At 37.2% G+C, this 20,949-nt stretch carries 23 protein-coding genes, 1 pseudogene and 1 riboswitch; of the genes and pseudogenes, 17 read left to right on the plus strand and 7 right to left on the minus strand.

What is annotated here, in order from left to right; translation table 11 throughout:
* The 4 genes and pseudogenes from VIG73_RS08610 to VIG73_RS08625 all read right to left on the minus strand — a co-directional run.
* Positions 1-1,540 (minus strand): annotated as a pseudogene (locus VIG73_RS08610) (ABC transporter permease); the annotation flags it as partial.
* A 128-nt stretch (positions 1,541-1,668) separates the two neighbouring features.
* Positions 1,669-1,998 (minus strand): hypothetical protein, encoded by a 330-nt coding sequence (locus VIG73_RS08615; RefSeq protein WP_331640997.1) that lies wholly within the window; start codon positions 1,996-1,998, stop codon positions 1,669-1,671.
* Positions 1,999-2,198: 200 nt separating this feature from the next.
* Positions 2,199-2,888, minus strand: coding sequence for a copper homeostasis protein CutC (locus VIG73_RS08620; protein WP_331640999.1), 690 nt, complete (start codon positions 2,886-2,888; stop codon positions 2,199-2,201).
* Positions 2,889-3,896, minus strand: coding sequence for a P1 family peptidase (locus VIG73_RS08625; protein WP_331641001.1), 1,008 nt, complete (start codon positions 3,894-3,896; stop codon positions 2,889-2,891).
* A 483-nt stretch (positions 3,897-4,379) separates the two neighbouring features.
* Between VIG73_RS08625 and VIG73_RS08630 the strand changes: the two genes are divergently transcribed.
* The 3 genes from VIG73_RS08630 to VIG73_RS08640 all read left to right on the plus strand — a co-directional run bounded on the left by VIG73_RS08630 (position 4,380) and on the right by VIG73_RS08640 (position 5,978).
* Positions 4,380-4,928, plus strand: coding sequence for an NUDIX hydrolase (locus VIG73_RS08630; RefSeq protein ID WP_331641003.1), 549 nt, complete (start codon positions 4,380-4,382; stop codon positions 4,926-4,928).
* A 214-nt stretch (positions 4,929-5,142) separates the two neighbouring features.
* The gene (locus VIG73_RS08635; protein ID WP_331641005.1) at positions 5,143-5,682 is read left to right on the plus strand and encodes an alpha/beta fold hydrolase; all 540 of its coding nucleotides are present in this window, start codon (positions 5,143-5,145) and stop codon (positions 5,680-5,682) included.
* A complete protein-coding gene (locus VIG73_RS08640; RefSeq protein ID WP_331641008.1) occupies positions 5,643-5,978 on the plus strand; it encodes a hypothetical protein in 336 nt (111 codons plus the stop codon). Before VIG73_RS08635 ends, VIG73_RS08640 begins: the two co-directional genes overlap by 40 nt.
* Before the next feature lie 61 nt (positions 5,979-6,039).
* Here VIG73_RS08640 and VIG73_RS08645 read toward each other — a convergent pair whose 3' ends face one another.
* Positions 6,040-6,543, minus strand: a complete 504-nt coding sequence (locus VIG73_RS08645; protein WP_331641010.1) for a YusW family protein — start codon at positions 6,541-6,543, stop codon at positions 6,040-6,042.
* A gap of 198 nt (positions 6,544-6,741) precedes the next feature.
* On the opposite strand from VIG73_RS08645, the gene VIG73_RS08650 reads away from it, so the two are divergent.
* The 5 genes from VIG73_RS08650 to VIG73_RS08670 are packed head-to-tail and all read left to right on the plus strand — an operon-like array spanning position 6,742 to position 10,597.
* Positions 6,742-7,389: a hypothetical protein gene (locus tag VIG73_RS08650; protein ID WP_331641012.1), complete on the plus strand. Its 648-nt coding sequence runs from the start codon at positions 6,742-6,744 to the stop codon at positions 7,387-7,389.
* Entirely contained in the window at positions 7,390-8,133 is a 744-nt protein-coding gene (locus tag VIG73_RS08655; RefSeq protein ID WP_331641015.1) for a cytochrome c biogenesis CcdA family protein, read from the plus strand.
* 15 nt (positions 8,134-8,148) lie between these two features.
* Positions 8,149-8,763: a TlpA disulfide reductase family protein gene (locus VIG73_RS08660; protein WP_331641017.1), complete on the plus strand. Its 615-nt coding sequence runs from the start codon at positions 8,149-8,151 to the stop codon at positions 8,761-8,763.
* Positions 8,764-8,817: 54 nt separating this feature from the next.
* Entirely contained in the window at positions 8,818-9,501 is a 684-nt protein-coding gene (locus VIG73_RS08665; protein WP_331641042.1) for a response regulator transcription factor, read from the plus strand.
* Positions 9,488-10,597 (plus strand): sensor histidine kinase, encoded by a 1,110-nt coding sequence (locus VIG73_RS08670; protein WP_331641019.1) that lies wholly within the window; start codon positions 9,488-9,490, stop codon positions 10,595-10,597. Before VIG73_RS08665 ends, VIG73_RS08670 begins: the two co-directional genes overlap by 14 nt.
* Before the next feature lie 44 nt (positions 10,598-10,641).
* Here the strand turns inward: VIG73_RS08670 and VIG73_RS08675 are convergent, their stop codons facing one another.
* A complete protein-coding gene (locus VIG73_RS08675; protein WP_331641021.1) occupies positions 10,642-11,172 on the minus strand; it encodes a GNAT family protein in 531 nt (176 codons plus the stop codon).
* Between the two features lie 303 nt (positions 11,173-11,475).
* Positions 11,476-11,871 (minus strand): DUF1259 domain-containing protein, encoded by a 396-nt coding sequence (locus VIG73_RS08680; RefSeq protein WP_331641023.1) that lies wholly within the window; start codon positions 11,869-11,871, stop codon positions 11,476-11,478.
* A gap of 748 nt (positions 11,872-12,619) precedes the next feature.
* A riboswitch (FMN riboswitch) is annotated at positions 12,620-12,763 on the plus strand.
* A 226-nt stretch (positions 12,764-12,989) separates the two neighbouring features.
* On the opposite strand from VIG73_RS08680, the gene ribD reads away from it, so the two are divergent.
* The 9 genes from ribD to VIG73_RS08725 all read left to right on the plus strand — a co-directional run.
* On the plus strand, positions 12,990-14,105 hold the full coding sequence (ribD, locus tag VIG73_RS08685; RefSeq protein ID WP_331641025.1) for a bifunctional diaminohydroxyphosphoribosylaminopyrimidine deaminase/5-amino-6-(5-phosphoribosylamino)uracil reductase RibD: 1,116 nt from the start codon (positions 12,990-12,992) through the stop codon (positions 14,103-14,105).
* Positions 14,086-14,730 carry a riboflavin synthase gene (ribE, locus tag VIG73_RS08690; protein ID WP_331641027.1) on the plus strand — a complete coding sequence of 215 codons (645 nt, stop codon included), beginning with the start codon at positions 14,086-14,088 and terminating at the stop codon, positions 14,728-14,730. Before ribD ends, ribE (VIG73_RS08690) begins: the two co-directional genes overlap by 20 nt.
* An 11-nt stretch (positions 14,731-14,741) precedes the next feature.
* Positions 14,742-15,965, plus strand: coding sequence for a bifunctional 3,4-dihydroxy-2-butanone-4-phosphate synthase/GTP cyclohydrolase II (locus VIG73_RS08695; RefSeq protein ID WP_331641029.1), 1,224 nt, complete (start codon positions 14,742-14,744; stop codon positions 15,963-15,965).
* Positions 15,949-16,416, plus strand: coding sequence for a 6,7-dimethyl-8-ribityllumazine synthase (ribE, locus tag VIG73_RS08700; RefSeq protein WP_331641031.1), 468 nt, complete (start codon positions 15,949-15,951; stop codon positions 16,414-16,416). Before VIG73_RS08695 ends, ribE (VIG73_RS08700) begins: the two co-directional genes overlap by 17 nt.
* 329 nt (positions 16,417-16,745) lie before the next feature.
* The gene (locus VIG73_RS08705; protein WP_331641033.1) at positions 16,746-16,970 is read left to right on the plus strand and encodes a hypothetical protein; all 225 of its coding nucleotides are present in this window, start codon (positions 16,746-16,748) and stop codon (positions 16,968-16,970) included.
* Positions 16,967-18,013: a C45 family peptidase gene (locus tag VIG73_RS08710; protein ID WP_331641035.1), complete on the plus strand. Its 1,047-nt coding sequence runs from the start codon at positions 16,967-16,969 to the stop codon at positions 18,011-18,013. The genes VIG73_RS08705 and VIG73_RS08710 overlap by 4 nt, the downstream gene beginning before the upstream one ends.
* Positions 18,014-18,098: 85 nt before the next feature.
* A complete protein-coding gene (locus VIG73_RS08715; protein WP_331641038.1) occupies positions 18,099-19,034 on the plus strand; it encodes a DMT family transporter in 936 nt (311 codons plus the stop codon).
* A gap of 65 nt (positions 19,035-19,099) precedes the next feature.
* Positions 19,100-19,756 carry a TerC family protein gene (locus VIG73_RS08720; protein ID WP_331641044.1) on the plus strand — a complete coding sequence of 219 codons (657 nt, stop codon included), beginning with the start codon at positions 19,100-19,102 and terminating at the stop codon, positions 19,754-19,756.
* Between the two features lie 299 nt (positions 19,757-20,055).
* Positions 20,056-20,949, plus strand: an 894-nt coding sequence (locus VIG73_RS08725; protein ID WP_331641040.1) for an aminotransferase class I/II-fold pyridoxal phosphate-dependent enzyme, incomplete at its 3' end; no start/stop codon positions are given.

Below are 20,949 nucleotides of genomic sequence, written 5' to 3' on the forward strand. Positions count from 1 at the left end.
TCCGTTCAATTTCGTCAGCGACTTTTTCAATTTTTGCTTGACTGTCTTCTGATAAATCAGTGACATCCTTTACTCTAATTCGGATCGCTGATATCGGTTTATCACCGATAATCGCTTCAGCTGCTTCTAACGTTGTTAAAAGGGCAGGTGGCTCAGCGATAAAGTCTAAAGCATCATTTGTTAAACTATTAGAAGGTTTTAAAGTAATCGGTGGATTTACGGGTTTCATGTTTTTATCGAGAACAAGTTCTGTACTTGCTGGACGATACGTTTCCATCGGTAGTTCATTTGTTGGATCTCTCGAAATATTTAATTTGGTCGGATCATAGAAACCAATCCAGCGATGACGGACATAAGGCCAAGAATCTTGATCTAGATTAAACTCATATACTTTCATTTCACGGAAAGATTCTTTTGTATACCCAGCATCATCATATTCTATTTTTTTCAATTGATAGGCAAAAGGCCATCTCTCTGAGTAAGGACTTTGTTTATTCGTATATTGTAAAGCGCTCGGGCGTTCTAAATCAACATGTTGAAATCCGTCAGGCTTATCTAAGTATAACGTTCGACTTACAGACTTGCCTGAATCAATATCAAATCCAGCCATGCTACTGCCTATTTTTTTAAACATGTCTTTGCTTGTAAAGGAATACGTTTTTGTATTTCCACCAGGCAATTTATCTAAATAGGTTTCTCCACCTTTTTTCATAATAGAATCGAGTGTTTCTTCAGCTGTTTTTTGTTCAAAGGGAATATCTAATTTTTCAAATGTTACTGTTAGTTTATGATTGCTATAGGCCCGATTACTAATAATAATAGGCATATCAATAAGGGGTATATCTGATTCAGGGATTTTTTCTATATGCACTTTATCGTCTTTATTAAAGTAGCGACCATTTCCTATATCGATTATCGCTTTATCCAAGCCAACAAGCTTAGCTTCTTGTTCTGGATCAATAGCTGCAAGTAATAATGTTTGCGGATTGGTAATAACATCATTAGCAATACCGTGAATAATAGGATAATCTTCAGGTTTATCTAAAAAGTTCTCATGTAAAACATCCCAGTCACCAAAAGCGATATAACTTGTTTGTGTTTGAATATCGCTTTGAATACCGTCATCCACTCTGTAATGTTCATTTAAACGATAAATGCCATTACCATCATATTCGTAAGGAGCAATTTTAAAATAATAATGTAAATCAACAATGGTAGCGATAGGTGCAGCAACATCCACGTTCGGTATGTTTTTGATTGTTTCATATTGTTCCATCGTAATGCCGCCACTAATTCCACTTAAATAATTCGGGTCAAGGAGTCCCGTTTCTTCCGTGATACTTTGCGTTCCTTTAGGGCGAACAACGATATCATAAGATGATTTCCAACGCTTTTGTAGTTCATCAACGATGGTTCCTCTATTCATCTCTGATAAGCCGACTAAATAAGTAAGCCCAACACTAATGATGAGCACACCAACTAGAATTAAGAAAAAACGTTCCTTTCTCCGCCACCAATTTTGCCAAATAAAGCGAATCATATGTAGTCACCAAATCTCATAGCTTTCATAACCTCCACGTTCCAATAAGTAGAAAAAGGATTAGGAACTACGTTTATAAAAAAATGATACTCTATGATGTCTGGATTAGGTAGTTCCCAACCAAAGACTTATTCATTGATTGTATTTGTCATAGGACAGATTCCGGTACAAGTGACATATCCTTCATAGGTAGCGCGCCACTTACTGTTGACTTTTTTTAAATTGACAAGATAAAGAGTCCCAGAATAACCATTGCTATTATATCTAATTGAATCTGGAGCATTATTTCTGTTTGAATATGTTCTATTTACAGATACAAAGCGTGTATAGGATTGTAATGTCTCTTCATTTTTATCCACTATTTGTACAGTCTGAGAGGTTGGTGCTGCTGCTACAGGGGTTAAAAACATTGATGCAATAAAGGCTGTTAAACCGATAACAGTGAAAAGTTTTTTCATGTTTCTCCCTCCCTTCTAATATTCTGACTCCATTATAGTCAACTCGTTTTGTTATTTCAATATATTCTGACTAAAAATAAAAAGATTCTTCCGACAATATTTTTATGTGAAAGTAGAAAAATGTCTTAGGCTGATGCAAAAAGAAGAAAAGCTCATAAAATGGAGAAAAGTCCATTTTATGAGCAAAAATAGTTCTTGTTTTAAAAAAGGTAAGAAGTTACTTGTTTCATTTTAACAGCATCAAGGTCCTTGGAAAAATCTTGATTAAGACGTACGCCTGAACCTATATGATATTCGGTGGCTTGAAGTTCGTTATGAAGTTCTTCTAGATTACCTGGTTTAACGCCACTACCGACCAAAATTTTCGGACCGTTTAATTGTTTTGAAAGCTGAATCAGTTGACGAAGGTTGTCTATCCCGTCGATTGCGTTTGGTTTACCGCCTGATGTGAGAATGCGTTTAACATGATGTTTGTATTTATTTAATATGTGATAGGCTTCAACCTGTGAACGAGCATCATCAAATGCACGGTGAAAAGTTATATCAAAGTCTGGAACACATTCGATGACTTTGTTTAATAACGTTTCATCGATATGACCGACATCCGTAAGTGCTCCAAATACGATACGATTTCCGCCTAAAGATTTAATCGCTAAAAGATCTTCTTTAATTGTTTTCCAATCTGTTTCATTATAAACAAAACCATCGCTATGAGGCCGGACCATAATTTGAACAGGAATGCTTGCTGTGGCTAAGACATTTTTTATCGTTCCATAGCTTGGTGTGAGTCCACCTTCTTGCATTGCACTGACAAGTTCAACACGTGTAGCACCTAATCTTTCGACTTGTAATGTATCCGTTTCATTTAATGTAATAATCTCTAATTCCATCTATTGTACTCCTTTGTCATTTTGTAATGGTGCTTTTTCTATCACTCTCCCTTTTCTCCCTTCTGTCGTCTCGGCATGAATAAGAGAGTGAATGATAGCTGACTCTGTCGATTCTATAACCGCTTGAAAAATGACTTCCATAACTGGATGATCATCCCTTATAAATGTATATGAATCAAAAGGAGTTTCTTTCGAATGATGAATGTGTTGCGCATTGGAAAAAGCAATGGCGATATCCCCACTTCCATTGGCAATGATACTTCCTGTTCGTGCTAATCCAGCCGTAGCGCGTTTAGCTAATCGTTTGAGTTGTCGGTCATATAATGGGGCATCTGTCCCAATAATGATCATGATGGAGCCATCTGGTAAATCATTTTGTCCGTGGGGAAAATTTTCAAATAGAGCTTGTTCCTTTTTGCCAAAATTACTTAAGACAAGAACCCCGACGGTATAATTTTTATCTTCAAATGGGACGAGCCGTGAAGCTGAACCAATCCCACCTTTGTAACCGAAGCAAACCATTCCTTTACCAGCACCGATGGCTCCTTGCTCAATTGGTCCAGTTGTTGCCTGGGTGATTGCTTGGATTGCATGATGCGGTTCAATGGCTTGTAAGCGCATAGAGTTCAAATAGCTATCATTACATTCACCGACGACAATATTAATTGAACTCGTCGAATCACCAATATCTGGGTTTTCGTCTAACATATAAGTGAGCGTACCTTGTAATACAGGTCCAACACTAAATGTATTTGTTAACATAATCGGTGATTCGATTAAGCCAAGTTCTTTGACTTGAATGAGGCCCGCTGTTTTACCAAAGCCATTAATAACATGTGAAGCGGCTGGTGTCTTATATGTAAATAAATTGTTTTCATGAGGAAGAATAGCTGTCACACCCGTACAAATCGTATCTTGTTCATTAAGCTTTTTATACAGTGTGACATGCCCAACTCTCACACCCGGAACATCTGTTATATCATTATTTTTTCCAGAAGACAAAGTCACGCCACATTCTCCTTTATGAAAAGTTTTATTATAATGCCCCATTGAGGTTTAACGCGTGCTCTCGCGTGAGAAAATCGCCCTGAGACATCGTATTGAAGCTTTAACGCGTTCTCTCGTGAGAAAAAATCGCCCTGAGACATCGTATTGAAGCTTCAACGCGTGCTCTCGTGGAAAAAAATTCCCCTGAGATAATGCATTGAATCCTCCAACACACTCTCTCGCATGATCAAACAGCATCGAGACATTGCATTAAATCATCAACACGGCTCTTCGTACGAGCAAACCATCTTGAGACATCATATTAAATGAGCAATACATTCCGTTTTAAACATTGAATTTTTAATTCTAAGAGCATCGTACCATGATATGAAAAACGGCGCTAGTCTCATATTTTACTCTTGCATAAGTTTGCAATATTCAAAAGTTAACCTTATGATTAAAAAAATTAATAAATTAAAACATTATATATTTAGGGAGGATATCATGAAGAAGTGGAAAACATTACAATCTAACTATCTATATCAAACACCTTTTGGAAACTTACGTAAAGATATGTGTGAGCTTCCTGATGGACAGGTTATCGAAAATTATTATGTGAATGAGTATTCGGACTGGGTAAACGCCATTGTCCTTACTGAAGAAAACAACATTGTTTTAGTTAAACAGTATCGCTATGCAGCGAATGATTTCTTTATAGAAATTCCGGCAGGGAAACGAGAGAAGGGAGAAACATATAAGGAAGCCATTTTAAGAGAAATTCGTGAAGAAACTGGTTTTGTTTCAGATGAGGAGCCTATTTTGTTAAGTGAGTGCTTTGTCAATCCCGCTACACAAACAAATAAAGTAAGAACATATCTTATTCGAAACGCCTATCAGGCCTTCGAACAAGAATTGGATCCGATAGAGTTCATAGATATTAAAATCATGGATATCGATACCCTAGGAGAGTTAATTGATCGGGGAGAAGTAACTCAATTTTTTACAGTGAGCGCTTATTATATGCTAGAGAACTTTAGGAGGAAACACAAATGAAAAAACAGACGGGAAAGATATAAAGGGAACTCGTATGATGCATCTTATGATAGCAGATAAAATTTCGGATTCATTAGCAATAGAAGACAAACAAGCTTTCTTATGAGAAGGACTTGATCCGAATGCTAAGTTTATTAAAGAGACATCCCATTTCTTTGTATGTGACAATATCGAATATACAAAGACGATTAAAAAATTATTTAAGGAGCCGCTTATGATATATAAAGAAACATACATCCCGTTTCATCAACATCATATTTATATGAAAACAATTGGCAGGGGTGAGCCGATTTTATTCTTACATGGAGGTCCAGGAGATGAGCATCGTTATTTTCTACCTCATGTTGAACCATTAGCGGCACATTTTAAGCTTGTGTTTTATGACCAAGCAGGCTGCGGCCGGTCGATGTCACCACAAAATCATCGCCATTCTATTGCGGAAGAGGTTGAACTTGTACGTCATATTCAAACCTATTTAGAAGTAGATAAAATAAACATCTTAGGACAATCTTGGGGTTCCATTCTCGCGTTATTATATGCGACCACATACCCGACAGCAGTTCATAAACTTTGTCTTGCGTCTGCACTCGGATTAACGGGGAAGAGTATCGTCGATTTTTCCGAAGAGTTAATGAAGCGATTGGTTTATAAGAACGCGAGAAATTGCAAGATCTTGAAAAGAGACAACCGCTTCCTTTTCAAGACATTCAATCATTGCTTGATCCATATTATGTCGCTTATACAGAGAATTTAAGCAAAAAAACAAATACAGTCATTCAACCGCGGGTTAATCAAGAAATTATGGATGAGGTCATTCAGACATATGATATTAGAAACAAGGTGCCTGTTCTTAAAGAGATTCCGACCATGATTTTGCAAGGAACAAAGGATATGATTTCACCAGATGATATACGACGGACCATATTAAAGGAAATCGTCCGTGCTCAATTTATCGAATTTCATGAATCAGGTCATTGGATGTTTATGGAAGAAGCGGATAAGTTTAATCATGTCGTGAATAATTTTTTTGAAAAAATAATTAGAAGTTAAATCTCATAGTAAAGCCGCAATATGACCAAAAGCACTTGGTTTTATTGCGGCTTCTTCAATCTTATCTTCTATACTCCTTTTCCACACCGGTTGTAAATTCGATTGACAGTTCAAAAATTGCTCCATCAGGAATATTGAAGGCATCACTAATTTTATTTAGTACTTCTTCATCAGGTGTATTTTCGTCAAAATCGAAGTCACTAAAAATTGGATCCAACTTTTTTAACGCCTCATCTCCCCTGAGTTGTATGTCCTGTAGACGGTCGATATAAGTTGCTTCAACTTTATTCGGTTCATTGTCATATTCAACTTCGATAACATCTTTTTTATCGTCATGGTCTACTTCTAAATCAAATTCTTGAAAGACATACGGTGTGACATTCGTTTGATCATTTGTTGCTTCTTCCATTGCGTCATCATCTTCTGGTTGTTTTGTTAGCTTCCCTTGTTCATCTTCTGGTAATGATGAATTAGCTGGTGGATTCGTTACTTTATCACCTGCAATACACCCTACTTGAAAAAACAACAGACTGATTAATAGACTTGAGATGATTTTTTTACCCATCCGATTCACTCCTTCTATATTATTTAACATACCCAGTTGGAGAAGATTTATTAATAATCATGTACAATGAATTTATACATAAGCTAATTGTATATCTCTGCCGGATACAAGTGTTTTTTAGAAAAAATATAGATTTTCATCAAACTTTCACATTGAGTCGATATGATGAACATGATTTGAGTAACTGGAGGAAAGAACATGACAGCAGCAGTATGGAAATTAGCGTCTATCGGCATTATTGTCGTAGGCTTAATAGCGGGGGTTATTTTTTATTATGCGATGAGCCCAGCTAAAAAAGATGTAAAAAAGAAACATTTAGAAGAAACAGCTTCGATATTAATTAACTTTGTTATTTTTATCTGGATCGGTAAAATTATTGCCAATATAAACATATTTATCGAAGATCCTTTAGCTATTTTGGCATATCCGAGTGATTCCAAAGCTTTTTACATAGCTGTTTTATTGACGACTATACAAATCATCTACAAAACAAAGAAAAAGCAATTCAATAGTACGGCATGGTTTGTTTCATTTGTTCCGATCTTTTTATTTAGTTCATTTGTGTATGAATTTATTCAAAAAGTGGTGCTGAACAATAGTCTTGGATTTCAAAGTATTGGTTTACATGCGGTACTTCTTATTTTTTATCTTATGTTACAAGGAAAATGGCGAAGTGAAAAAATTTCCTTCATCACGATTATATTATGGAGTGTCGGTCAGCTGCTGTTAGCGTTTATTATGCCATATGCTTCTCTTTTCGGTTACTTAATGGCACCATGGTTTCTAATAATGGTGAGTGTGTTATTCATTGCTTTGTTAATTTATGAGAAAAGGAAGGTGTCTTAAATGACAGCGGCAGCAGATTTAACGATATGGTTAGCATTTGGTGCGGGGGCACTATCATTTTTATCACCTTGTACTTTACCGCTTTTCCCTGCATATTTATCGTATATAACTGGAATGAGTGTGAAAGAATTAGAAGGAAAGAAAGAGATTGGAATTCGTAGTAAACTTATGATTCACTCTATTTTCTTTTTACTAGGAGTTTCGACTGTATTTATAGGGTTAGGTGTCGGTATTTCATTTCTTGGTTCTTGGATTCAAGGACTATTAATCGGTGATTCAGGAAAACTCATTCAGCGCTTGGCTGGCATTTTTATCATCGTGATGGGATTATTCGTCGCTGGATGGATTTCAATTAAACCGTTTATGAAAGAAAAACGATTTCAATTTACTAAAAAACCAGTTGGCTATTTAGGAACAATTTTTGTCGGAATGGGATTTGCAGCTGGATGGACTCCGTGTATTGGTCCGATTTTTGCCTCAATACTAGTTGTAGCAGCAGCTAATCCGACTCAAGGAACGGTCTATACATTGGCCTATGTATTAGGTTTTGCCTTACCATTTCTTGTGTTGGCATTTTTCATCGGATCCACTCGTTGGATCGTTAAGCATAGTCAAGTCATTATGAAAATCGGTGGCAGTTTAATGATAGTTATGGGGATCTTATTGTTTACAGGTCAAATGACTCAAATTTCAACATTTTTATTGAAGTTTGTTGAAGATACATGGTTAATGAATTTAGGCTGATGGAGGGAATGAAGCGTGAATAAAAAATGGATTTTTGTAGTCATTATTCTCGGAATGTTAGCATGGGCTGTTTATGACTTTGGTTTTAAAGATAAAGCATCATCGTCCATTAAACAAACAGATGTGCTAACCGAAGAAAACAAAGATAAAAAAGAAGACAAAAATGATACAGATAAAGAAGCTGAATCTAAAGAAACGATGATTAAAGTCGGTCTCGAAAAAGGGAATCTTGCACCAGACTTCGAACTGGAGACATTAGATGGTGAAAAAGTGTCGTTATCTGACTTTCGGGGAAAACGTGTCATGTTAAATTTCTGGGCAACATGGTGCCCACCATGCCGTGCTGAAATGCCTGATATGCAGAAGTTCCATGAAAATAAAGATGTTGTTATTTTGGCGGTTAATCTAACTGAAACAGAAAGTAGTAAAGACAATGTACCAACGTTTGTTGAAGATTATGGTATTACATTTCGGGTACCACTAGATGAAGATTCATCCGTTTCAACGTTATACCAAATTCGTCCCATCCCAACGACATATTTAATTGATTCAAATGGAATGATTCACAATGTCGCATTTGGTGCGATTAATTACGAATTAATGGTTCAAGAGTTTGAAAAGATGCAATAAGTTGTTTGTTTGATATACAATGAAAGAAAGAGATGTACGGGTGAGGTGTTAACGATCAAACAGACGATACTTGTTGTAGAAGATGATGCGATGATTCGGCAATTAGTGCGGATTTATTTAGAGAAAAATGATTATCATGTGATTGAGGCTGCTGATGGCGAACAAGCAAAAGCAGCCTTTTTAAAACATCATCCATGTTTAATTATTCTTGATTTAATGCTTCCGAAGTTAAGTGGGGAAGCTTTTTTGGAATGGGTAAAAGAGCAGGAAAATGATGATGTTTCGATTATTATGCTATCTGCAAAAGCTAGAATAGAAGATAAAATAGCGGGGTTAAAAATGGGAGCCGATGATTATGTGACGAAACCATTTAATCCTGAGGAATTAGTTGCCCATGTTGAAGCTGTCTTACGTCGGACAGGACAGTTTTGTCAAAAAATCGTCCATGACGGGTTATGTGTCATGCCAAGACGTGGAGAAGTGCTTCTTTATGATGAAGCCGTTCAATTAACAAAACATGAATTTAATTTACTCTATTTTTTTATGCAACATCCGAATATCGTTTTATCCCGTGAACAGCTCGTTCAAGAAATTTATCCATATGAAGAACAAGATGTATCAGACCGTGTCATTGATGCACATATCAAAAAAATACGCCGGAAAATCGAGGATCATCCTGCTGAACCGAAGCGGATCCAAACGGTAAGAGGAATGGGGTATAAGTTTGTCACGTCTTAAACGTAAAAAAACATGGTTACCAAAAGGTTTCGTATGGCGCTTATCAGCTATTAACATCCTTTTTTTAACGATATCGATCGCTATTAGTGGTTGGGCAGTTTATCATACAGCATGCTTTCTCGTTGAAGGAATGACATCCTTTAGTGAAACACGTCAGAAACAATTTAATGCGACATTATTTCAATATTTATGGATTTTTAGTCTTGTCACGATTACGTTTGGAAGTGTTTTACATTATTATTTTGTGAATAAATTAATACGCCCTCTACGTCAATTAATCGACTCCACACAACAAATGAAACAAGGAACATATCCTAAGCCACTGCAACCGAAAAATCATGATGAAGTCGGCGAATTAATGCTTCATTTTAATGAAATGGTGTCACAACTACAACATAATGAAACAGAAAGAAAGAAGATGATTGCCGACATATCACATGAATTACGGACACCATTAGCTAATTTGAACGGCTATTTACAAGCTTTGAAAAACGGTATCGTCGAAGGAAAGCCCGATTTGTATGATGCATTACTTCAAGAATCGAAGCGGATGACAATGATGTTAGAACAACTTGAACAATTAAAAGAATGGGATCATATTCGTGAGCAATCATTTATTCATAAAGAAGTATGTCAATTAGAAAAATTAATTGACCAAAGTGTCCGGATGTTTGATTGGTCATTGAAGGAAGCTCGTATACCATTAAAGCGCTCAATTGAAAAACAAGATTTATATATTAATAGAGAAGGCATTTACCAAGTGTTAAGTAATCTGTTGGATAATGCGATTCAATATTACTGCGATAATGATGGTAACAGTCCGATTCACATTGAAGGAAAGAAGATGCCAAATGATATGTACCGCGTAAGTGTGACCGGACCGAGTGACGAAATAAGTGAAGAAGATGAGCAACGACTTTTTGAACGTTTTTACCGTATCGACCATTCACGTAACCGCGAAACAGGTGGTAGTGGCTTAGGCCTTGCTATTGCCAAAGAAATTGTCGATCAGCATTATGGGAAAATTGGATTGGAGCGGGGCGGGAAGCACAATTCATTTTGGTTTGAGCTGCCTGTCTCGTTAGAGGGAACGTGATAAAAGACCTATACCCCCCTGGGATATAGGTCAAAAACTAAATATCAATCTGTTTTTAATAATGAATATACATTGATGTCATGAAACTTTTCTTGAGCCTTTTCAGACTGTCTTAGTGTTCCTTCAAATTTAAAGTTTAATTTACTTAGAACTTTTATAGAATTCAAATTTTGAGGAACTACTTTTGCTTCGATTCTATTTAGTCTCAAATTTATAAACGCATATTCTAGTAAAGAATGTATGGCTTCTGTAGCATATCCTCTACCCCAATATGCTTTGGAAAGTTCATATCCTATTTCTGCTTTTTCATGTTCAAAGTCTAGATAATTAAATCCACATGAACCGATTATCTTTCCTGATTCTAATTCAATTATAGTGAATCGAATCGCTTTATTATCTTGATCCAAACTTTTAAAAAGCCCGATCATTTCCTCGGCCTGATTAAGAGTAGTAAAGCTGGTAATATTCATGAATCGAGTGACATCTGGATCAGACCATATTTTAAATAAAGCTAATGAATCTGATAATCTTACTTTTCTTAAATATAATCTATTGGTGTATAGCTCTATTGACAATACTTTTACCTCCAAAAATGTTATTTATATGGATTAAAAATATTGTTATCTGCGCATCGTTCAGTCCCTTCAAGTTAATCTCCGCTAATTATACAGGAAATTTACGTTTTAATAAATAAACAATTATTAATTGGATAATCTGTAGTTTGATATTGGTGAGCGTTAGAAAATGAATCCGAAGTAAGTATCCTTGGCTTATTTCCAGCGGCTACTCCATGCTTGACACTAACTATGTAATAAGCGAAGGCAGTATCATGGGGGGCGCAGAAAAAAAGCTCCCTAAATAGAGAGCTATACTATACGCTAAAACAATCCTGCATCTCTAGCAGCTTCAATACTATCTCTAGCGAAATCAAATGGATCCCCTACATTTTCCCAATGCATATACATTAATCTCGGTTCATCAAATAACCAATGATTATGGAGGGCTGTAACTATGATCCCTCTCTCTCGGAGTTCAGAAATAAAAGGATTAATTTCTTCTTGAAGAATAACTGTTTCTCCTAAATTTAAGGTGTCGCCACATATACTATTTTCAAATGACAGGGCAAATGGTAGAGACAAAGGAGATTGTGTTCTTCTGTTTAATATCGTCGCATCAATATCCCTAAGCCGTGATACAGCACATACATCATCAGTAGATGCTAAAATTGATCCACCTATTATTTCAGCTAATCTCGCACAACAGCATGATTCCATACTTTATCACCTCCATACGTTACTTATAAGGTATGTAAGAAGTAAATGCCTGTTTGGATGATAAAGCTAAATGGTAAAAAATAGGTTAGTAGCTTGAATGATAAGAATCTATTTTGCATTATATTGATTTAGATTAGGAAAAAAGAAGTAGTAGAATCATACAAGGTTATTTCTCTCTTTATAAATCATGCCAATTATACAGTTAGGTGTAACGGATAGCTGAATTTTAAAATACACTTATAATCAATGCCGATGATAATATTTAAGCTGATGGCAAAATAGTTGGACTGGTTAAACGGTTTATTCATATTTTCGTAAGAGAAATATTGAATCACAATGGCTAAGCTGAATAAAGATAAGTAAGAAATAAGATAGATGTTTCCCCTTTCAGTAATTTATTATGAATAAATGATTGGTAAGAAAATAATAACTTGATGCCCCCTAATCGAGTTTCGTTTCGATTATAGATTTAACAGGATATTTTAAAACTATTCTATAATTACTGCACCCCATAATTGTCTTGTGAACTATTAATAGATTAGCATTTCACCCGATGCGACCTCGTTAAAAAATAGAAAGAGACAACGAGTGAGAGCCAGCCACCACTCGATACAAACTAGACTTAGATTAGCAACTAATAACGTGAAGAACACCACCAAAAAATGCCGTAGAACCACAAATTCCAAAATCTAAATCTCTTGCCAATTCTACATACTTCCGTTATCATGATCATGTAATAGAATATTAGTTTTTCTTTCGGGGCAGGGTGAGATTCCCGACCGGCGGTGATGAAGCGAAGGCTTCTTAGTCCGTGACCCGAGTGCTTGTTGCATTCGGTGGATCTGGTGTAACTCCAGAACCGACAGTATAGTCTGGATGGGAGAAAGAATTGGAGCGCGTATGAAACGTGAGGTATCTCCGTGGCTAAAACCAAGCTATTTACTTGGTTTATTTGGGTATGCTTGTAGCCTTTGAATATAAGTGCTATGCAAACCCTATATGACCTTTTCGGATATACCCATGTTATTCCTAGTTTTCCTTAAATTCTGACTCTATGCCCCTGAAGCAATTTCAGGGGCTTTTTTGATGGGAAAAAATAAAAAATGGAGGTGATCATGGTGGACGATAAAACATATATGCAATTGGCACTGAAATTGGCTGAACAAACACTCGGCCAGACGAGCCCGAATCCAGTTGTTGGAGCGGTAGTCGTGAATAAAGGGCAAATTGTCGGAATGGGTGCCCATTTAAAAAGGGGAGAGGCCCATGCGGAAGTTGTAGCTCTTGATATGGCTGGTGAAAAAGCTAAAGATGCGACATTATATGTCACATTAGAGCCCTGTAGTCATTACGGAAAAACGCCGCCTTGCACGAATAAAATAATCGATAGTGGTGTTGAGCGGGTTGTTATTGCAACATTTGATCCGAATGAAAATGTGCATGGAAAAGGTGTGAAGTGCCTTAAACAAGCTGGGATTGATGTCACGGTTGGCATTTTGGAAAAGGAAGCACGGGATTTAAATCGTTTCTTCTTCCATTACATCCAAACGAAAAAACCATATGTCACGTTAAAAGCCGCCATGAGCCTCGATGGAAAAACAGCTACCAAAACGGGTGACAGTCAATGGATTACAAGTGAACAAGCTCGGCGTGATGTGCATCAGCTTAGAAAACAGCATGATGCGATTTTAGTCGGTGTTGGGACCGTTTTAAAAGATAATCCGAGTTTAACAGCACGATATCCAGACACGGGTCATCACCCGATACGAATTATTTTAGATACACATTTATTAACGCCAATTGGTCGCCATGTAATAACAGACCGTCAAGCGGAGACATGGATTTTTGTTGGTGAACATGTAACGAACCAGGAAATAGCTCGTTTTGAGCGTTTTCCACAAGTCAAGATTATCCGACTTCCAACAGAAAAATTAGAACTTAAAGATGTCCTTTCATATCTCGGTAAAAAAGAGATGACGAGCGTTTTTGTTGAAGGTGGTTCAGAAATTCATGGGAGTTTTCTACAAGAAGAGCTATTTAATCAAGTGATTATGTATATCGCACCGAAACTAATTGGTGGCAGACATGCTTACACAGTTTTTGCGGGTGAAGGTTTTTCAGCGATGGAGGATGTTACAGATTTACAATTGATAGATATTGAGAAAATAGGAAGCGATATCAAAATCATTGCCGAACGAAAAGGAGAGGATCACGTTGTTTACAGGGATCGTTGAAGAAGTCGGTACAATTAAACGTCTGACTAAGGAGTCGCCACATGCTTGGGAGCTCACGATTCAAGCTGCACATATTTTAGAAGATGTGCAGCTTGGTGACAGCATTAGCGTGAATGGGATTTGTTTGACGGTTACTTCGTTTGATACAAGGCATTTTACTGTTGATGTCATGCCAGAAACTGTACGCTCAACTTCATTTCAGTCATTAGGGCACGGGTCTCAAGTTAATTTAGAGCGGGCTATGTCTGGCAATGGACGCTTTGGTGGTCATTTCGTTTCTGGCCATATCGATGGTGTCGGGAAAATTATCAAGCGTTCGCCCGTTGAAAATGCCATCTATTATGACATTAAAGTACCAGAACAGTGGATGACATATATCGTACCTAAAGGTTCAATTGCTGTTGATGGGACAAGTTTAACGGTATTTGCGACTGGAAAAGATTCATTTCAAATATCACTCATTCCGCATACGCGTCAGCAAACGATTTTAGGTGAAAAAGCAGTCGGTGATGTCGTAAATATCGAGTGCGATTTACTCGTTAAATCACTTGCTCATATTATAAAACGGCAAGCAACGGACAAACAACTCAATCAATCATTTTTACAAGAAAATGGCTTTATGTAAGGAGGAAAACGATGTTTCATTCCATTGAAGATATATTAAACGATTTAAAAGCTGGAAAACCAGTCATTGTTGTTGATGATGAAGATCGTGAAAATGAGGGCGATCTTGTTATGCTTGCTGAAAAAGCGACACCTGAGATGATTAATTTTATGATCACACACGGAAAAGGCTTAGTCTGTACGCCAATGACCGAATCATTAGCAAAACAACTCGATTTACCACGAATGACTTATGAGAGCACAGACCCATTAGGTACAGCATTTACCGTTAGTATCGATCATATGAACACGACGACTGGAATCAGCGCTTACGAACGTTCGTATACGATTCAAGCTTTACTAAATGAAGGTGTTAAGAGTGAAGATTTTAAACGGCCGGGTCATGTTTTTCCACTAATTGCTAAAGAACAAGGTGTGTTAGAACGACCTGGGCACACAGAAGCGGCCGTTGACCTTGCGCGTCTAAGTGGCGCAAAACCAGTTGGTGTTATTTGCGAAATCGTAAAAGAAGATGGCACAATGGCACGCCTTCCTGATTTACTTGATATAGCCAAAAGATTTAATTTAAAAATCATGAGTATTGAACAGCTCATTGATTATAGAAAGCGACATGAACGCCATGTTAAACGCGAAGTAGAAACGGTGTTACCGACACATTTTGGTTCTTTTTCTATTGTCGGCTACTCCAATCAATTGGATGATAAAGAACATCTTGCTTTAGTAAAAAGAAAAGATGAACAACAGATTCCACTCGTTAGACTGCATTCGGAATGTTTAACTGGTGATGTCTTTGGCTCCAAACGATGTGATTGCGGGCCACAACTTGAAAAAGCAATGCAGCTGATTGAATCATATGGCGACGGCGTCATTGTTTATTTACGCCAAGAAGGAAGAGGCATTGGTCTACTAAATAAACTACGGGCCTATAAATTACAAGATCAAGGATTTGATACATGGGAAGCAAATAATGAACTTGGCTTTCCAGCTGATTTACGAGATTATCATGTCGCCGCCCAAATATTACTCGACTTAGGCATTAAAGAAGTTAAGTTAATGACGAATAATCCAGAAAAAATCGCATTTCTTGAAAGCTATGGTATTCAAGTGGTTGAGCGGATCCCGATGCAAGCGGGGGTCTGTCAAGAAAATCTAAAGTATTTAAAAACGAAGAAAGAGCGTTTCGGACATTTACTAGAAGTAGAAGGATTAGGTGATAAAAATGGGACATATTTTTGAAGGACAAGTGATAGGAACAAAACAGAAAATTGCCATTGTAGTCGCACGTTTTAATGAATTTATAACGGGAAAATTGTTAGACGGTGCTTTAGATACATTGAAACGCCATGGTGTGAAAGAAGAGAACATTGATACCGCTTGGGTACCGGGTGCCTTTGAAATCCCACTCGTGGCTAAAAAACTTGCGCTGAAACCAGATTATGATGCCGTGATTACATTAGGTACAGTCATTCGTGGAGCTACACCGCATTTCGATTATGTTTGTAATGAAGCGGCAAAAGGCGTATCACATGCCGCTTTGGAATCAGGTAAGCCGGTCATCTTTGGAATCTTAACGACAGAAACGATTGAGCAAGCGATTGAACGTGCCGGAACAAAAGCGGGGAATAAAGGTAGTGAAGCCGCTTTAGCCGCAATTGAAATGGTTGATTTGATTAAGAAAATAAAATAAGTGAAAAAGAGAGCGCTCAAAAAGATTTTTCTTTAGAGCGCTCATTGATTTTGGGTATACTAATTTAGTTGAGGCCATTGTTCTATAACTGAGACTCATATCTCGAACTTGTATCCGATTGAACTATCTAATAAATTATATCTCTACCGCAATTCCTACAACCTAGATTGTTAAGCTTATCACAATATCTGACAAACCTCCTTCCGCGTTTGTTTTTCATTTACGAGACGGACACTTATCTATATATTTAACATGATTACTAAGTCGTAAATCTTGGAAAAGAATATGCGAGTAAGATAAACTATATGCAGGTGTAGGAGGAGAGAAATATGGGTAATAAATTTTTCATATATCAAATTTTAGGTGTTGGTGTCATTTGGGCTGGGATGGCCTTTTTCTTTAAAGAAATGGATGAAACGAGTAAAATAATCTTTTATGTGGTGACATCATGGTGGCTCTTTTTAATTGTCATTTTCGTTAAGAAACTTTATCGCGACCAACAAGCGAAGAAAAATGGTCAACAGGATCAAAAGGATAATGAGGGACGATCATGAAACATGTTTATAGTGATATCATAGAATTCCGTGGCAGCCATTATGAATTCGGAAAAAGACAAGGTGAGCTGCTTCGTGAATCCGTTATGCTTGAAAACAGAGAAAAAGAATGGCGCTTAAGAAAACCGCGCTTTGCTATCGATGTGACTGAAACCAAACAAGTTTTTCAAAAATTCGCCCCACAAATTTGGGAGGAGTTGCTCGGGCTTAGGGATGGTCTAGACTGGCCATTAGAACGCGTGTTAAAAAATTTTAGCGGTTATCGTCTCGATTATGTTCGGAGTGGTTGTTCAATCGTTACAGGAAAGGACTTTTTCGTACGTAATTATGATTATCATCCGAGAACATATGACGGGCGTTTCGTCTTATTTCAGCCATCTGATGGAGGGTACGCAACGATCGCACCATCATCTCGTGTCACAGGTCGAATGGATGGCATGAATGAAAAAGGTCTTGTGATGGGTTATAATTTTATGCATCGTAAAAAACCTGGTAATGGCTTTGTTTGTACAATGATTGGGCGCCTTATTTTAGAAAATTGTCAAACAGCGAAAGAAGCAGTGCAATTTTTAAAGGAAATTCCACATCGTCATTCATTTAGTTACACGCTGTCCGATCAAAATGGTGATTCTTTTACCGTAGAAACGACACCTCGCCAGGTAATCGAACGCCGTGCCACTCTTTGCACGAACCATTTTGAATTATTAACAGAAGAAAATCGCTATCATCTAGATGATTCAAAGCGCCGTCTAAGCATTTTACAAGAAGCAACGAAGGATGACTTAACGGCAATGGGAGTCTTCCGATTAATGAATGACTCAGGACGCGGTATTTTTTCAAAGGATTATCATAATTGGTCTGGGACGATTCATACGACCGTTTATTTTCCAAAGCAATTAGGAATGGGTTTCGCGCTTGGTGAAGTTGATAAGCCCGTCATGTTTGATTTTAAAAAATGGTTAAATGGGGAATCCTTAAATCTTGATCGGATTGACGGTTATTTAGAAACAGATATTCCTTTTGCGCAAATGGAAGCACATTAATATCATATGACTTGACTATTAAGCGAATAGATACCTTTACTTAAGTCGTATACATGTCATTGTTTACTAGGAGATGAAAACTTGAATGCAACATATATTAACTAGAAAGTGGGTTGTCATTTCAATTGCTGTCTTTTGTTCTATTTTATGGGGCAGTGCCTTTCCAGTTTTAAAAATTAGTTACGTGGAAATGCAAATGGCAGCAGATGATACCATTGCTAAAATAGTTTTAGCTGGCCTAAGATTTTTACTAGCCGGCCTTATTTTATTAATTGGCATGATTATTTTTCAAAGAGGAGCGCTCGTCGTAACGAAACGCCAAGTGCGTTTTCTCATTTTATTCGGGATCATTCAAACAGCTGTTCAATATTATTTCTTTTATAATGGTTTAGCAAATACTTCTGGAATGCAAGGAGCGATTCTTGTTTCAAGTGGTACTTTCTTTACTGTTATTTTAGCGCACTTCTTTTATAAAAATGATCGTATTAATATAGCCAAAGCGTTAGGATTATTAGCAGGATTTGGTGGTATTATTGTTGCGAATTGGGGACAAGAATTGCAGTTTTCTTTCCAGTTTAAAGGTGAAGGGTTTATGATTATAGCTGCTCTAATAGGTGCGATTGGCACAATCATGGCAAAGGAGATGGCAATTGGCATTCATCCATTTGCTTTAACGGGTTACCAATTAACAATCGGCTCAGTCCTAATGCTTATATTCGGTTTTCCACAATTAGGTGAACAGGCAATTGTCTTTACTCCTTTAGGCTGGGGATTACTTATTTACTCTGCTATTTTGTCAGCTGTTGCTTTCGCTTTATGGTATTCTATTTTAAAATATAATAAAGCAGGTGAAATTAGTATCTACAAATTTATTACACCTGTGTCAGGAGCATTACTATCAGCGTTGTTTATCCCCGGTGAGAAATTAAATGCCTTTATATTTGGCGGACTAGCTTTAGTCGCTTTAGGGATTGTTTCAATCAATCGCGAGCGTGACGTAGATAGCGTAAAAGAAAGATAGCTCTCCTAAATGGAAAAAGAAAGGTGGTCCGATTTGTGTTTGGAATCGAGTTTACGACTGAGTCGATGATCGCATTGTTAACGATTATTGCGATTGATATTGTCCTATCTGGCGATAATGCAATCGTTATTGCTATGGCAACTAGAAAACTTCCCAAAAAACAGCAAAATAAAGCTATTCTGTTTGGAACAGCGGGTGCCGTCTTTTTACGAATCCTCTTTGCTGCTATCATTGTGTATTTATTAAAATTACCATATGTTCATCTAGTCGGTGGTTTGTTGTTGCTGTGGATTGCATATCAATTACTTGTTGAACAGGAAGATACATCATCGAATACAACAATTCAAGCTTCCAATTCTTTATTTAGAGCATTTACGACGATTATTATGGCAGATGTTGTCATGAGTTTAGATAATGTCGTTGCTGTAGCAGGAGCAGCAAAAGGGCATGTAGGACTGATAGTGATTGGTGTTATGATTAGTATTCCAATTATGATATTCGGTTCCAAACTGATTGTTCGTGTGATGGACAAGTACCCGTGGATTAGCTATGTTGGAGCAGGGATTCTTGCTTGGACGGCCGGAGAAATGATCACCCAAGATTCGCTAATCATCAACCTGTTCTCTCTAGATCGCACGTTAGAAATATATGGTGTTATTGTGTTTATTACCATTGCGGTTCTCGGATTAGGCTATGTGAAAAATAGAAAAAGTGAAGCATAATTTTAAAAACAAGGTGAGCACGCCTTGTTTTTTTGTTTTAGATATCATCGTGCGACTACAGCCTTCTAGCTCGATTTCTGCCCGATTCTAGAGGGCAGAAATCGAGCGGTACCCATGCAAAATCGAGCGGTACCCAAATCCCCGCACGCCGTCAGCAAACCCCTATACAAAAATTAACAATGATTTCCCATCAAAATAAATATTTAATTTATTTTTACTATTGATAATGGAGAAAAAGTTAGCTATAATGTAGGCGATTAAGTGAAATAGCGTTTCATATAATGAAATGAGGGATGTCTGTGCAGGCAATTTCTGAGAAAGTGAGACGATTACCACCATATTTATTTGCGGAGCTGGGCAGAAAAAAAGCAGCACTACAGAAAAAAGGTATTGATGTGATTGATTTAGGCATCGGGGCACCTGACCTACCAACACCAAAATTTATTATAGATGCACTGGTAGAAGAAGCCCAAAAACCTGAAAATCATCGCTATTCACCTTATAGTGGCTGTTTTGAATTTCGTAAAGCGGTAGCTAATTTTTATAAAAGACAATATGGTGTTGAACTTGATCCAGAGAAGGAAGTTTTAACACTAATTGGATCAAAAGAGGGGATTCACAATTTAATTCAAACGTTACTAAACCCGGGTGATGCCGTGTTATTACCGAACCCTGGATACCCCGTTTACCGTACAGCGGTTCATTTGGCAGGTGGCGAAGTGATTGATCTCCCGCTTCAACCAAAACGAGGGTTTCTACCGGATTATGCCCAGGTAACAAAGCAAGAGCTACAAAGGGCTAAGATGATGTTTCTGAATTACCCAAGTAATCCAACCACAGCAACAGTTCAATTAAACGATTATTTGAAAGCGATTACATTTGCGAAGGAAAACAATTTATTATTAGTCAATGATATGGCATATGATCTTATCACATTTGGAGATTACAAAGCACCAAGCGCTCTCCAAGTCGATGGCGCAAAACAACATGCAGTCGAATTTGGTTCGTTGTCGAAAAGCTTTAATATGACGGGATGGCGGATTGGTTATGTAGTCGGTAATGAAAAAATCATCCGTGCATTAGCAACATTAAAAAGTAATGTCGATAGTAGCCAGTTTTTAGCCATACAAAAGGCAGCTGCTATTGCTTTGGAAAGTGATTTATTAGAAGTGAAGTCCCACTGTCATATTTTT

This window comes from Cerasibacillus sp., assembly GCF_036516575.1.
Taxonomy (GTDB): Bacteria; Bacillota; Bacilli; order Bacillales; family Amphibacillaceae; genus Cerasibacillus.

Coding starts and splice junctions, on each gene's coding strand:
- VIG73_RS08710 (WP_331641035.1), top strand. CDS start 16,967: ATGAAACATGTTTATAGTGATATCATAGAATTCCGTGGCAGCCATTAT.
- VIG73_RS08620 (WP_331640999.1), bottom strand. CDS start 2,888: ATGGAATTAGAGATTATTACATTAAATGAAACGGATACATTACAAGTC.
- VIG73_RS08705 (WP_331641033.1), top strand. CDS start 16,746: ATGGGTAATAAATTTTTCATATATCAAATTTTAGGTGTTGGTGTCATT.
- VIG73_RS08645 (WP_331641010.1), bottom strand. CDS start 6,543: ATGGGTAAAAAAATCATCTCAAGTCTATTAATCAGTCTGTTGTTTTTT.
- VIG73_RS08650 (WP_331641012.1), top strand. CDS start 6,742: ATGACAGCAGCAGTATGGAAATTAGCGTCTATCGGCATTATTGTCGTA.
- VIG73_RS08715 (WP_331641038.1), top strand. CDS start 18,099: ATGCAACATATATTAACTAGAAAGTGGGTTGTCATTTCAATTGCTGTC.
- VIG73_RS08615 (WP_331640997.1), bottom strand. CDS start 1,998: ATGAAAAAACTTTTCACTGTTATCGGTTTAACAGCCTTTATTGCATCA.
- ribE (WP_331641031.1), top strand. CDS start 15,949: ATGGGACATATTTTTGAAGGACAAGTGATAGGAACAAAACAGAAAATT.
- VIG73_RS08680 (WP_331641023.1), bottom strand. CDS start 11,871: ATGGAATCATGCTGTTGTGCGAGATTAGCTGAAATAATAGGTGGATCA.
- VIG73_RS08695 (WP_331641029.1), top strand. CDS start 14,742: ATGTTTCATTCCATTGAAGATATATTAAACGATTTAAAAGCTGGAAAA.
- VIG73_RS08655 (WP_331641015.1), top strand. CDS start 7,390: ATGACAGCGGCAGCAGATTTAACGATATGGTTAGCATTTGGTGCGGGG.
- VIG73_RS08635 (WP_331641005.1), top strand. CDS start 5,143: ATGATATATAAAGAAACATACATCCCGTTTCATCAACATCATATTTAT.
- VIG73_RS08630 (WP_331641003.1), top strand. CDS start 4,380: ATGAAGAAGTGGAAAACATTACAATCTAACTATCTATATCAAACACCT.
- VIG73_RS08720 (WP_331641044.1), top strand. CDS start 19,100: ATGATCGCATTGTTAACGATTATTGCGATTGATATTGTCCTATCTGGC.